Source organism: Demequina sp. NBRC 110051 (genome assembly GCF_002090055.1).
GTDB lineage: Bacteria > Actinomycetota > Actinomycetes > Actinomycetales > Demequinaceae > Demequina.
The window spans coordinates 256,000-268,315 of record NZ_BBRH01000006.1; the positions used below are offsets into that span (position 1 = coordinate 256,000).

Genomic DNA, 12,316 nt, shown 5'->3' on the forward strand with positions numbered 1-12,316 from the left:
CTCCAGGGCCGATGCGGTACGCGGCCATGCTAGCGGGCGGCAGTTGCGTGCCGGTGAAGGCGCGATACTGGGATGACCAGCACCTTTGAGACGGGAGTCGCCATGCCCAAAACCGCCGTGATTACCGGAGCCTCGAGCGGGATCGGCGCCGCCAGCGCGCGGGCGCTCGCCGCAGACGGCTGGAACGTCGTCATCGGCGCCAGGCGGGTGGACCGTCTCGAGGCGCTCGCGGCCGAGATCGGCGGCACCGCGATGGCGCTCGACGTCACGGACCAGGCCTCCGTCGACGCGTTCTGCGACGCCGTCGACAGTTGCGACCTGCTGCTGAACAACGCGGGCGGCGCGCTGGGCACGGCCTCGATGGCTGAGGCCGACATCGACCAGTGGCAGTGGATGTACGACGTCAACGTGCTGGGCACCGTGCGGATGACGAAGGCGCTGCTGCCCAAGCTGGTGGCCTCGGGTGACGGGCAGGTCATCGTGATCGGCTCGATCGCCGCACGTGAGCCCTACAAGGGCGGCGGCGGGTACAACGCGGCCAAGCACGCGGTCGCCGCTGCCACACGGGTGCTGCGGTTGGAGCTGATCGGTCAGCCCGTGCGCGTCAGCGAGATCGACCCCGGCATGGTGGAGACCGAGTTCTCCGTGGTGCGCTTTGGCGGCGACGAGGAGAAGGCGGCCAAGGTCTACGAGGGCGTCACGCCCATGAGTGCCGAGGACATCGCGGACGCGGTGCGCTGGGTTGCCTCGCGCCCCCAGCACGTCAATATCGACCAGATCCTCATGCTCGCGACCGCGCAGACCAGCGCGCAGGTAGTCCACCGCGAGTTGTAGTCGGCCCCGCCCCTCGTGGCGCACATGGCCCCATCTGCGTCACGAAATCGATCTTCGTGGCGGAAATCAGGTCACCAGGGACAGAGGGCGGGGCGCGAGGTGGCTGCTAGCCGTGGTGGTGGAGAGCACCCCCGCGGGGGTGATAACCTAGTCTCCGCCTTGGGGCTGTGGCGCAGTTGGTAGCGCGTCTCGTTCGCAATGAGAAGGTCAGGGGTTCGATTCCCCTCAGCTCCACCAAGGACATGGGCCGCACCGTCAGGTGCGGCCCTTCGTCGTGTGTGCGGGTGTGACGGCGCCGCGCGGGTCAGGCGCCCGCCCCCAGCCCCTGCGCGAGCGCCGCGAGCGTCTCGCTTGTGCCCGCATCGATCTTGACGTCCGCGTGGCGGTCGCCCTTGGTCGCGCCACGATTGACGATCACCACGGGCACCCCGCGCCGCGCCGCGCGCGACACCAGGCGCGACCCTGAGTTCACGGCGAGTGACGAGCCCGCGACCAGGAGGGCATCGGCGCCGTCGACGATCTCCTCGGCTGCGCGGGCCCACGACGGCGGCACGAACTCCCCGAAGAACACGACATCGGGCTTGAGGACCCCGCCACACACGCGGCACGCCGGCACGGCGAACTCCTGCCACACCCGCGGGACCACGTCACCGTCCGGCCCTAGCTCGATCGCATCGGGCACCGCGAGCGACGGATTGTCGCTTTCGATACGCGCCGCCACCTCGTCACGGGCAAACTGCGTGCCGCATGCCAGGCATGTGACGCCGCGCATGTTGCCATGGAGCTCGACCACGCGCCGCGAGCCGGCGCGCAGGTGAAGGCCATCGACGTTCTGCGTGACGAGACCGGTCACGATCCCGGCTGACTCGAGCGACGCAATCGCGTCGTGTCCCGGATTGGGTCGCGTGCTCGCGAACGCCTTCCAGCCCAGGTGGGATCCCACCCAGTAGCGGCGCCGGTTCGCCTCGTCGCCCACAAACTCCTGGAACGTCATGGGGGTGCGGCGCGGGGAGTTGGCGCCGCGATAGTCGGGGATGCCGGAATCTGTCGACATCCCCGCGCCGGTCAGCATCGCGATGGTGCGGCCGGCGAGCAGGTCGAGCGCGCGGGACACGAGGGACGAACCAACGTCGGGAAGCCGCAACTCTTCGGTGGTCACTGGCTACCTCCCGGCCTCGCCTGCCCTCATTCGCTCCCTCGATGGTCGCACGTGCGCAGGCACGGAGGAGCCGATTCCCGCTCACGGCGCGTCCTGTGGAAAACCTCGCCAACGGCGGCTGCGCCCGTTACTGTCGCACTCATGGCATCGGGGGCGCATGCATATCTGACCGGGCTTGGCAGCTATCTGCCAGGGGCTCCGGTCGACAACGACGGCATTGCGGCGCGCCTGGGCGGCGACGACAGGGTCACGGACAGGATCCGTCGCCGGGTGCTCGAAGAGAACGGCATCCGCCTGCGCCACTACGCGCTGGACGAGCACGGCGAGCCGACGGAACTCAACGAGGAACTCGCTGTCAAGGCGCTCACGGCAGCGTTAGCCGACCGCGGCATCGGCCCCGCAGACCTGCGCATGCTCGCCGTGGCGACCACGCAGGGTGACGCGCTGGTTCCCGGTTTTGGTTCCATGGTGCACGGACGCCTGGGCGGCGGGCCCATGCAGGTGTTGACGGCCGCCGGCGTGTGCGCCTCGAGCCTCGCGGCCCTCGACGCCGCCGTCGCGAAGATCAGGCTCGGCGACCATCCCCGCGCCGCCGTGGTGGCCTCCGAGCTGCCCAGCAGGAGCCTGCGCCAGCGCCGCTTCGACGGTGTCAACGCCCGCATGGACTCCCACTTCCTGCGCTGGATGCTCTCCGACGGCGCGGGTGCCGCCGTCGTCGAGTTCCAGCCGCACCCCACCAAGCCCTCGCTCCGCGTGGACTGGGTGCGCCACGTGTCCCTCGCGCACGACCACGATGTGTGCATGCGCTCGGGCATGGACGGCATCGACCCGATGGTGGGATCCACGTGGCAGGACGTGCCAGTGGCGGAGGCCGCGGCCAGGGGCATGTTCGTGCTGCGCCAGGACACGGCCGTCCTGGGGGATCTCGCGGACGCGGGCATCGCCCAGTTTGAGGAGCTCGTCGACACGGGGCTCATCGACCTCAAGCACCTGGACCACGTGGTCTGCCACTACAGCACCCACGCCTTTCGCGACCTCGCGTTCGACGGCATCAAGAAGCGCATGCCGTCGCTCGACACCGACCGCTGGTTCTCCAACCTCGCCACCCGGGGCAACACGGGCTCCGCGAGCATCTTCATCGCGCTCGAAGAGGCCTGGCATTCGGGACGCTTCCAGCCCGGCCAGACTGTGCTGCTCGCCGTGCCCGAGTCCGCCCGCTTTGCGTTTGCCTTCGCCCACCTCACCGTCGTCGGCCCCGCCGGCAGTTAAGGAGACACCACGTGACCGTCACCGCAGCCCCGTCGCTCGCCGACCGGCTCGCCCAGGTCTGGGACGACTTCGAGGAGCAGCTCGATCGCGTCCCGGTGCTTCAGCGGCTCGCCGCCGGGACCGTCACCCTCGACGACTACCAGCGGCTGTTGTTCAACCTGCGCCAGCAGGTGGTCGACGGCTCGCCGTGGATCTCGCGTGCAGCATCCAACTTCGACATCGACCACTTCGAGCTGCGCACCGCCGCCATCCGTCACGCCGAGGAGGAGCACCGCGACTACCTCATGCTCGAGCGTGACTACGTGGCCGTGGGTGGCTCCCTCGAGGATCTGCGCGCGGGCCGCAAGAACATCGGCTCCGAGGCGCTGTCGGGCTACATGTTCACCTACGCCGACCGCCCCAATCCGGTGGGCCTGCTGGGCGCGATGTTCATCATCGAAGGCCTGGGCGCCCGGCGCGCGGCCGGATGGGCGCGGCGCTTCCAAGAGATCCTGGGACTCGCCGACGGCCAGGTCCACTTCATGCTTTATCACCAGGAGGCGGACGGCGAGCACACCGGCAACCTCGAGGCGATCCTCACGTCGGGAATGATCGACGCCGCCGCGGCCGACGACATCGTCCGCTGCGCCCAGGTAGTCGCCCGGCTCTACGCGCTCCAACTCGCCGAACTCGACAGCTGACATGGCGGCCACCCGCTCGGACCCGAGCATGTGGGAGGCGGTCTACGCCGACCCCTCCGTCCCGCTCGACCGTGCCGTGGTGCGCCAGATCATCGCCGACCAGCAACGCCCCTCGCGCCGGTGGTTCTACCCGATCGCCCGGATCCTGTCGCGCGTCGCCGTCGCGCTGATCTCCATCGTGAAGCGGGTCCTGCCGTTCCGGTGGATGCCCCTGGCGATGATGGATTGGCTGTGCGTGTGGTTCCTGCGCCGCGGCGTGTCGCCCGACGCCGTCGAACTGCTCATCCGTCACTTTGTGGTCGAGACCAATCTGGTCAACTTCATTATCCGCAACACCCCCGTCGCGATGGAACCCGTGACGCTACGACCCACGGCGCTCGCGGGCCTGGGAGACCAGGCGGTGGTGGAGCACGACGTCAACGTCTACGACGTCCTCATTGCGCTCGACGGCGCCCGCATCACCCGCCCGGAGTCGCTGAACTTCGCCCACCTTGACGTGCCCGCCCTCGACGCCGAGCGCCACCGGCGACGCTTCATGCGCCTCGACATCCAGACGGCCCTGTGCCTGATGAACATCCCGTTCTCCATGGCGCTGACGCTCGAGGAGTACCGCCGCGCCGTGCACTCCATGCGCTTTGACGACTCGTTCCTCGAGATTCTCACGCTTCTCACGGGCGACGACGAGTTCCGCCACTGGAAGGCGGGCGGCATGAGCCTGTGGATGGACTCCAACGTCGACGTCCCCCAGATGGTGTACCGCCATGCGCTGGTCTGCGAGTACGCGCACGCGCGCCTGGTGGACCACGCCGCATCGACCGTGAAAAGGTGAGGCGCATGGGCTACGAAGAAAGCGATGACACCTTGGTGTGTGACATCTGCGGGGTCTCGCTCGACGAGGATTCGTGGCTCGCCGTCGCCATCACCCGCCCGCATGCGAAGCGTCTGGGTGACGTGGGCGCCGTCTTCTGTGGCCAGCCCCATGCCGCCGCGTGGATCGCTTCGCCGCTGCCCGACCCCTCGCCGCTCGCCACCGAGCCGCGCTCCGGTCGCGATCGCGTCGCGACGGCCGGCTTCTGGGCCGTCATCGCGGTGGTCGGCGCCTTCTCGCTCGCGGGCGTGGTGGCGGTCGCTCAGTGGGTAGGGGTTCTCTGACCCCGAGCCGCTACTGGATGGCCGAGCTCAGCCGGGTGATGCTTTCGAGTGTGCGCCGGTACAGGGGGCGCTGCCGCCAGGCCTCGACCGTGAGCCGACTTGAAGCTTGCTGGTAGGTGGCCGTGATCGAGGTCATTTCCTTCGCGACGCCCTCGTCGTAGCAGATCAGCGACAGCTCGGAGTTGAGCTCGAACGAGCGCATGTCCATGTTGCTCGAGCCCACGATGGCGACCTCGTCGTCGACCACGATGTACTTCGAGTGCAGGAGGGCGGGCGCGCGATAGAGATAGATCTCGACGCCCGCCTCCAGCAGCACCCCGTAGTACGACCGCTGCGCGTAGCCGATCATCCACTGGTCCATCGCCTCCGAGTTGATCATGCGCACCCGCACACCCCGATGCGCGGCGGAGATGATCGCCTCCAGCAGCGCCTCGGACGGCACAAAGTAGGGGTTCACGATGATGATGTCGGTGCGGGCGAGGTGCAACAGGTGGGTGAAGACCGCGAGGTTGTTCTCGCCGTCAAACCCAGGCCCGCTCGGCAGGACCTGCAGGGACAGGCCCGGCAGCGAGGACACATCGTCGCTCGGAGGCTGCATCGGGTTATCGAACGATCCGCCTTCCGAGACCCAGTCGGTCATGAAGAGCGTGGCGAGTTCAAGCGTGATGGGTCCCGAGGCGCGGACCACCAGCTCGTCATACGCGATGTCGTCCTTGCGGTGGTACGTCCGGTCGATCATGTTCTGCGAGCCCGTGTATCCGATGGCGTTGTCGACCACCACGATCTTGCGGTGATTGCGCAGGTCGGGCCGGACGTACCCCTTGCCGGGAGGGCGCACCGGGAGGATGGCGCGGTGCGCGATGCCCGCGGCTGCGAGGAACTGCAGCATGGGTTTCTTGCCGTCATAACTGCGCGACCCCCACGCGTCGTAGAGGACCCTGACGTCCACGCCACGTTCCTTCGCCGCCGCGAGCGCCTCGAAGAACGGCCGCGTGGTGTCGTCGAGAGTCATCGCGTAGTACTCGACCCACACGCTGTGGCGGGCGGAGTCGATGTCGCGCACGATCGAGTCGAGCGAGGCGCCGTAGTCGGTGAGGATCTCGAGTGAGTTTCCCGCCATGACGGGCAGCCGCCCGTAGTCCCATGCCAGCTGCTCCACAGAGCGATACGCGGGGTCCACGGCAGCGTCGATGACGTCCGCCCCCATGCGTCGCTTCGCCTCCACCACCTGTGCGTCGATGGTGGCGTTGATGCGAGTCTGGACGTCGCGGCGCGCCTGGGGCAGCTTGTAGTGGCCCAGCAGCAGGAAGGCAAGCCATCCGGGGACCGGCAGGATGACGATGAGGAGGATCCAGGCCATTCCCGCAGTCGGGCGTCGCCGGGGCGGGATGACGATGACGGCCAGCACGATGAGCACCCACCAGAGGACGGCGGAAAGCGTCGCCGGAACCGTGATCATGGCCGTCAGCGTACGGGAGGGTGAGCAGGGGCACGGCTAGGCTCACTTCACCATGAGCGCGCACCTCAGCCCGGCGACGGGGATCACCCTCACCGACGAGTTCGAGCACGCCCTCGCGTTGCTCCACCAGGGCGCCAACGTCTTCCTCACGGGCCGCGCGGGCACCGGCAAGTCGACGCTCATTCGCCATTTCCTCAGCGAAACGCACAAGCGCGCCGTCACCGTTGCGCCCACCGGCATCGCCGCGCTCAACGTCGACGGCTTCACCATCCACCGCCTGTTCTCGTTCCCCATGGGCGTCAGTGAGGACACGGTGCTGAGCCGCGCGTACTACCCGGGGCGGTTCGCCACCACGCTGAAGGAACTGGAGATCCTCATCATCGATGAGGCGTCGATGGTGCGCGCCGATCTCTTCGACGCCCTGGTGGCGGCCCTCGAGAGGTTCGGCCCCCACCCCGGCGAGCCATGCGGCGGCGTCCAGCTGGTGCTCGTCGGTGACCTGCACCAGCTGCCCCCCGTGGTGCGCGACGGCGAGGTCGACCACTTCGACGCGCACTACGGCACGCCCTACTTCTTCTCCGCGCGCCGGTTCGCCGAGTCCGACTTCCCCGTCATCGAGCTCACCCACGTGTTCCGCCAGCACGGCGATGCCGCGCTCGTCGACATCCTCAACGCGGTGCGCGAGGGAGCGCTGCTCGAGGACGCGAGGCGCACCCTCAACGCGCGCACCGATCCGGAGTTCGAGCCGCCGGCCGACGAGTTCTGGCTGACGCTGGCCACCACCAACCGCATCGTGCGCTCGCGCAACCGCGAGATGCTCGCCCGCCTCGAGGCGCGCCCGCGTTCGTACAAGGCGGTCATCCGCGGCGACATGGACGGCTTCGAACTCCCCACCGAGGAGGTACTCGACCTCGCCGTGGGCGCGCAGGTGATGCTGCTCAGCAACGACCCAGGGGACCGGTGGGCCAACGGCACGCTGGGACGGATCAAGGCCCTGATCGACACGCCCAACGGCCCCGAGGCGCGCGTGGAACTCCAGGACGGCGCGGTGGTCGCCGTCGCCGCGCACACCTGGGAGATCACCCGCCCCATCGTCACCGGCGGGGGACTGGGCCGCGAGGTGGTCGGCACCTTCACGCAGCTGCCCATGAAGCTCGCGTGGGCCATCACTATCCACAAGTCCCAGGGCCAGACGCTCGAGCGCGTGGTCGTGGACCTCACCGGCGGCACCTTCGCCAACGGCCAGCTCTACGTGGCGCTCAGCCGCTGCACGAGCCTCGAGGGGCTGGTGCTCAAGCGCGACGTGCTGCCGCGCGACCTCAAGACCGATGGGCGTATCCGCCGATTTCTCGGCGCCGGTTCGCAGGCGGCCGATGCCGTGGCGGGGGAGGCATACCTGGCCGTCCTGACGGTGGGTCAGGTGGGCGACCGCTACCGGCCGCGGCCGGTCGAGATCGCCGTGGTGACCGACGACGGCGACGAGGCCACGACGGTGGTCAACCCCACGAGCGACCTGTACGAGGCGCAGGCACAGTTTGGCCTCACCACCCGCGACGTCCAGCTCGCGCCCGTGCTCGCGGAGGCGTGGGCGTCCCTGTCGCCCCTGCTCGCGGGCCGCGTGCCCGTGGGCGTGGGCATCGACCAGGCGCTCGGGTGGATCGACTTCGAACTCAAGCGCCACGGCCACGTGGAGCCCATGGCGCTCGGCGTCGAACTACCCGCTGCCGCGCTCGCGGACCCGGACCGTGCCGCGCTGCGTGCCCCGACTGCGCTCGCCCGGGCCCGCGCCGTGCGCGACGCCGCCGCCCGGTGGCGCACCAGCCGCGCACCCCTCATGACGCAGGGCACCGCCTTCTCGCCCCTGCCGCGCGGCCGCGGGTATTTGCTGGCACGCACCACGGGGGACGAGGGCACGCTGGGTGCGGTCGGCTTTGTGGTGGGCGGCAACCTCTCGGCCGAGGACGACCCCGCGGCGGTGCTGTCCGACCTGCTCGTAGCCGCATGGGAACGCGTGATCGACAAGGACGAGGCGGTCGTGGCCCGGCTGCGGGACGCCGAGCGCCACTTCGGCGTCGAGGTGCTCCCGGCCGACCTCGCCCTGGAGGGCCCACCCGACCCCGCGCAGCTCTTCACGCCCGGCGCGCGCGTGTGCTTCACCGGCACGGTCATGTCGTCGCGCGGCATGATCGACCGCACGCGCATGGAGCGGATGGCGACGGCCGCTGGCCTGGTGCCGGTGCCGTCGGTGACGAAGACCCGCACGGACCTGCTGGTGGTGGCCGAGCGTGGCACACAGTCGGGCAAGGCACGCAAGGCCGCGGAATACGGCAAACCCATTGTGGACGCCACGACCTTTTTGTCCTGGATTTACGGGCCTGGGGGGCCCAGCGGTGAGACGATGCGCACATGAAACGCACCGTCTCATCCTCGCTCACGCTCGACTCGTCGGGGACGGCGGATGTGGTGCTCGCCATCGCCGTCGCCGCCGGGTACGACGCCGACGAAGAACTGACCATCACTCGCGACGGCGCGCGGATCACCCCGACGGAGATTCTCGACGCGCACGGCACACGCCTTCACCGCTTCACGGCCCCGGCCGGGACGGTCCAGGTCGACTACCGCGCCACGGTGACCGGCGGAGTCGAGCAGGCCACCGCATCGGCCCTCGACACCATGACGTATCTACGCCCTAGCCGCTACTGCGAGTCAGACACCTTGCTGCCTATCGCAGTGGCCGAGGCGGGCGGGAGACAAGGCCATGAGCTTGTTCGCCACGTCTCGAGCTGGGTCGGCACGCAGCTCGCGTACGTGTCCGGTTCCTCGCGCCCCATCGACGGGGCCGTCGCGACAGTCCTGGCGCGCGCGGGCGTGTGCAGGGACTTCGCCCACCTGGTGGTGGCGATGCTGCGCTCCCTTGACGTGCCGGCGCGAGTCGCCGCGGTATACGCCCCCGGCCTCAAGCCGATGGACTTCCACGCGGTCGCGGAGGCGCTCGTGGATGGAAAGTGGTGGGTGGTCGACGCCACTGCGTTGGCGCCGCGTCCGTCCCTGGTGCGCATCGCGACCGGACGTGACGCCGCGGACACGGCCTTCATGACGACTATCGGAGACCCGGTCGACCTGGTCTCGATGGAGGTCTCCGCGGTGGCAGACGAGTTGCCTCGGGACGACGAGGACCTCCACGTCGCGCTGGTGTGACGGCGTCGCGGCGCATCGGCCATACCTGAGAGAATGCTGGGAATGGCGCGCGGTGGGGAACCTTGCGGCGCGCCCAACGGTTGACTGACCGTGACCAGGGCCGGCCCATGCCCGGCCTCCGCGCGCCACGAAGGCGCCAATCAAGGAGCTTTACTCTTGATCACCACCCGCTGGACCGCCGTCGTCGCGATCGGCGCCCTCTCGGTGCTGGGCCTCACCGCCTGCTCGAGCGAGGCCGAGACCGACGCCACCACCTCGCCCTCCACATCCGCGACGGCCGAGGCCACCGTGGACAACTCGGCCTCCGAGGCCGTCCTCGAGGACATCACCTGGACCGACGGCGAGGAGGACGCCCCCACGCTCGAGTTCGAGTCGCCCCTGACCGTCGATGCCACCGCGGCGCGCGTGGTTACCGAGGGTGACGGCGACGCCATCGAGGAGGGCGCGCTTATCAACCTGGCCTACACCGTGTGGTCGGGCGAGGACGGCTCGCAGATCTACTCGACCTACGAGACCGGCGCGACCGAACCCGTCACCTACGCCGAGGCGGGGCTCGACCCGGTCCTGTACGAGGTGCTGCAGGGACAGACAGTCGGCACCGACTTCATCTACGCCTCCCCGGGTGCCGAGGATGCCGACGGCAACATGTCCGCGTCGCAGTACATGGCCGTGACCGTCGATTCGATCACCACCGTCCTCGACGGTCCCGAGGGTGAGGCGGTCGAGCCCGAGGAGGGCCTGCCGACCGTCACGCTCGATGACACGGGCGCGCCCAGCATCGACTTCACGGACGCGGGCGAGATGCCCACCGAGCTCGTGGTGCAGCCCCTCATCGAGGGCACGGGCGATGTGGTCGAGGAGACCGACACCCTCACCGTGAACTACACCGGCTGGATCTGGGACGGCGAGCAGTTCGACTCGTCCTGGGACCGCGGCACCACCGCCTCCTTCAGCCTCAGCCAGGTCATCGCCGGCTGGACGCAGGGCCTGGCCGGCCAGACCGTCGGCTCGCAGGTGCTGCTGGTGATCCCGCCGGATCTGGGTTACGGCGACTCGGACACCGCCACGATCCCCGGCGGCTCGACCCTGGTCTTCGTGGTCGACATCCTGGCCGCCAGCTAAGCGGTCCGCAGACGACGACGCCGGCCGCGTCCCTCCTCATGGGGGTGACGCGGCCGGCGTTTGTCGTTGCTTGGGCGACGCTCCGCTCCGCCGTGATCCGCCGTGCCTCCCTTGAGGAGGTTGGTGCGAGTGGCGACCCCGAAACTCGCACCAACCTCCTCACAGGAAGCGAACCTCCCAGGCGGACGGCCGATGCCGTGGTCGGGTTACGCGCCTGGCGTTCCCTGGGCGGGGGTCGCGACAGCGTCGGCACCGTGGTCGCGCGGCTCGTCGGCCTCGCCCGACTCGAGCTGCTCGACCACGTCGTAGGTGCGCCCCGTGTTCTTCGCGATCGACGTGATGAGTGCCGCGACGGGCAGCGCCATGAACGCGCCCATGGGTCCGGCGATCGCGCCACCGGCCATGGCGCCACCGAACGCGACGGCGCCGTTGAGCTCCATGGTCTTCGACGACAGCCGCGGGTTGAGCACGTAGTTCTCGATCTGCTGGTAGACCAGCACGTACGCGACGAGCACGAGCGTGGGCACGAAGCCCTCGACGGCGAGCACCACGAGCGATGGCACGATCGCGCCCAGGTAGGTGCCGATGAACGGGATGAACTCGGACACGAAGCCCATGAACAGGGCCATCGGCAGCGCGTAGACCAGCGGCAGGCCCACGAGCAGCATGACGAAGAAGGCGCCCGTGCCGCAGATGAGCATCAGCAGCAGGCGAGAGTAGAAGTAGCCGCCGGTCTGCTCGATCGAGGTGCGTGCCACCCAGCCGACCACTTGCTGACGGTGGGGAGGCATGCGCCGCATGATGGTGCGCAGCAGGCGGGGGAAGTCGGCGGCGAAGTAGAACGTGAAGGTCAGGATCGTAAAGACGTCGAACACGAGTCCCAGCCCGCTCGAGACGATGCCCAGCACGTTGTCGCCCCACTCCTGGACGGCGCGCAGGATGGGCGCGGTGGCCTCCTCGGCCGCCTCCGTGTCGACCACCTCGCCGCCTAGGTAGTCCGCGGTCCAGACGTTGAGCTGGTTCATCCACTCCGTGAAGTGGGAGCTGACGGCGGCGGCGAACTGCACGATTGCGGGGATCAGGAACGACACCATCAACACCAGCGCGATGAGTGCGGTGATGAAGATGATGCCCACGGCCGCGCCGCGCCTCATGTGGAAGCGTCTGACCAGCGCCTCGACCCCGGGGATGATCGCGAGCGCAAAGAACAGCGAGATCACCAGCACGCCGATGAGATGGCGCAACTGCATGACGACGACGATGGCAAGCGCCGCGAGTGCGATGACGACGACGGCCTTCCACGCCGACTGCCACACGAACCGGTTGACCCATGGGGGCGGCGTGTGATCGGGGCGCTCGTCCTTGACGGCCTGGGCGGCCTGGGCGACCTCGGAGGGCACGCGCGCGGCGGCGGGTTCGGCGTTCATGGCACCCATCGTGCCA

11 protein-coding genes and 1 tRNA gene are annotated in these 12,316 nt (G+C 69.1%); 9 read left to right on the forward strand and 3 right to left on the reverse strand.

What is annotated here, in order from left to right; translation table 11 throughout:
* The first annotated feature begins 102 nt into the window (after positions 1–102).
* Together B7K20_RS01105 and B7K20_RS01110 are read left to right on the forward strand one after the other, a co-directional pair.
* The gene (locus tag B7K20_RS01105) at positions 103–834 is read left to right on the forward strand and encodes an SDR family NAD(P)-dependent oxidoreductase (RefSeq protein WP_234985643.1); all 732 of its coding nucleotides are present in this window, start codon (positions 103–105) and stop codon (positions 832–834) included.
* A gap of 161 nt (positions 835–995) precedes the next feature.
* Positions 996–1,071: transfer RNA gene (locus B7K20_RS01110), tRNA-Ala, on the forward strand.
* Between the two features lie 67 nt (positions 1,072–1,138).
* On the opposite strand, the gene B7K20_RS01115 is transcribed toward B7K20_RS01110, so the two are convergent.
* A complete protein-coding gene (locus B7K20_RS01115) occupies positions 1,139–1,993 on the reverse strand; it encodes a Sir2 family NAD-dependent protein deacetylase (RefSeq protein WP_234985644.1) in 855 nt (284 codons plus the stop codon).
* Positions 1,994–2,134: 141 nt separating this feature from the next.
* Here B7K20_RS01115 and B7K20_RS01120 point away from each other — a divergent pair, with 141 nt between their 5' ends.
* From B7K20_RS01120 to B7K20_RS01135, 4 genes are read left to right on the forward strand one after another with little or no spacing between them, the layout of a single operon-like run.
* Complete coding sequence (locus B7K20_RS01120) at positions 2,135–3,262, forward strand: 3-oxoacyl-[acyl-carrier-protein] synthase III C-terminal domain-containing protein (protein ID WP_084099666.1); 1,128 nt, start codon at positions 2,135–2,137, stop codon at positions 3,260–3,262.
* A gap of 11 nt (positions 3,263–3,273) precedes the next feature.
* Positions 3,274–3,942, forward strand: a complete 669-nt coding sequence (locus B7K20_RS01125) for an iron-containing redox enzyme family protein (protein ID WP_084099667.1) — start codon at positions 3,274–3,276, stop codon at positions 3,940–3,942.
* A 1-nt stretch (position 3,943) separates the two neighbouring features.
* On the forward strand, positions 3,944–4,771 hold the full coding sequence (locus B7K20_RS01130) for a hypothetical protein (protein ID WP_084099668.1): 828 nt from the start codon (positions 3,944–3,946) through the stop codon (positions 4,769–4,771).
* A 5-nt stretch (positions 4,772–4,776) separates the two neighbouring features.
* Positions 4,777–5,094 (forward strand): hypothetical protein, encoded by a 318-nt coding sequence (locus B7K20_RS01135; protein WP_084099669.1) that lies wholly within the window; start codon positions 4,777–4,779, stop codon positions 5,092–5,094.
* 10 nt (positions 5,095–5,104) lie between these two features.
* On the opposite strand, the gene cls is transcribed toward B7K20_RS01135, so the two are convergent.
* A complete protein-coding gene (cls, locus tag B7K20_RS01140) occupies positions 5,105–6,553 on the reverse strand; it encodes a cardiolipin synthase (protein ID WP_084099670.1) in 1,449 nt (482 codons plus the stop codon).
* 52 nt (positions 6,554–6,605) lie between these two features.
* Here cls and B7K20_RS13385 point away from each other — a divergent pair, with 52 nt between their 5' ends.
* The 3 genes from B7K20_RS13385 to B7K20_RS01155 all read left to right on the forward strand — a co-directional run bounded on the left by B7K20_RS13385 (position 6,606) and on the right by B7K20_RS01155 (position 10,873).
* Positions 6,606–8,963 (forward strand): AAA family ATPase, encoded by a 2,358-nt coding sequence (locus B7K20_RS13385; RefSeq protein WP_084099671.1) that lies wholly within the window; start codon positions 6,606–6,608, stop codon positions 8,961–8,963.
* Positions 8,960–9,751 carry a transglutaminase family protein gene (locus B7K20_RS01150; protein ID WP_084099672.1) on the forward strand — a complete coding sequence of 264 codons (792 nt, stop codon included), beginning with the start codon at positions 8,960–8,962 and terminating at the stop codon, positions 9,749–9,751. The genes B7K20_RS13385 and B7K20_RS01150 overlap by 4 nt, the downstream gene beginning before the upstream one ends.
* Before the next feature lie 156 nt (positions 9,752–9,907).
* Positions 9,908–10,873: an FKBP-type peptidyl-prolyl cis-trans isomerase gene (locus tag B7K20_RS01155; protein ID WP_084099673.1), complete on the forward strand. Its 966-nt coding sequence runs from the start codon at positions 9,908–9,910 to the stop codon at positions 10,871–10,873.
* A gap of 206 nt (positions 10,874–11,079) precedes the next feature.
* On the opposite strand, the gene B7K20_RS01160 is transcribed toward B7K20_RS01155, so the two are convergent.
* Positions 11,080–12,300, reverse strand: coding sequence for an AI-2E family transporter (locus tag B7K20_RS01160; RefSeq protein WP_159449287.1), 1,221 nt, complete (start codon positions 12,298–12,300; stop codon positions 11,080–11,082).
* Positions 12,301–12,316: the final 16 nt, after the last annotated feature.

Excerpts from the sequence above, each read along its gene's own strand:
- B7K20_RS01150 (WP_084099672.1), top strand. The coding sequence starts at position 8,960 with ATGAAACGCACCGTCTCATCCTCGCTCACGCTCGACTCGTCGGGGACG.
- B7K20_RS01135 (WP_084099669.1), top strand. The coding sequence starts at position 4,777 with ATGGGCTACGAAGAAAGCGATGACACCTTGGTGTGTGACATCTGCGGG.
- B7K20_RS01105 (WP_234985643.1), top strand. The coding sequence starts at position 103 with ATGCCCAAAACCGCCGTGATTACCGGAGCCTCGAGCGGGATCGGCGCC.
- B7K20_RS13385 (WP_084099671.1), top strand. The coding sequence starts at position 6,606 with ATGAGCGCGCACCTCAGCCCGGCGACGGGGATCACCCTCACCGACGAG.
- B7K20_RS01160 (WP_159449287.1), bottom strand. The coding sequence starts at position 12,300 with ATGAACGCCGAACCCGCCGCCGCGCGCGTGCCCTCCGAGGTCGCCCAG.
- cls (WP_084099670.1), bottom strand. The coding sequence starts at position 6,553 with ATGATCACGGTTCCGGCGACGCTTTCCGCCGTCCTCTGGTGGGTGCTC.
- B7K20_RS01130 (WP_084099668.1), top strand. The coding sequence starts at position 3,944 with ATGGCGGCCACCCGCTCGGACCCGAGCATGTGGGAGGCGGTCTACGCC.
- B7K20_RS01120 (WP_084099666.1), top strand. The coding sequence starts at position 2,135 with ATGGCATCGGGGGCGCATGCATATCTGACCGGGCTTGGCAGCTATCTG.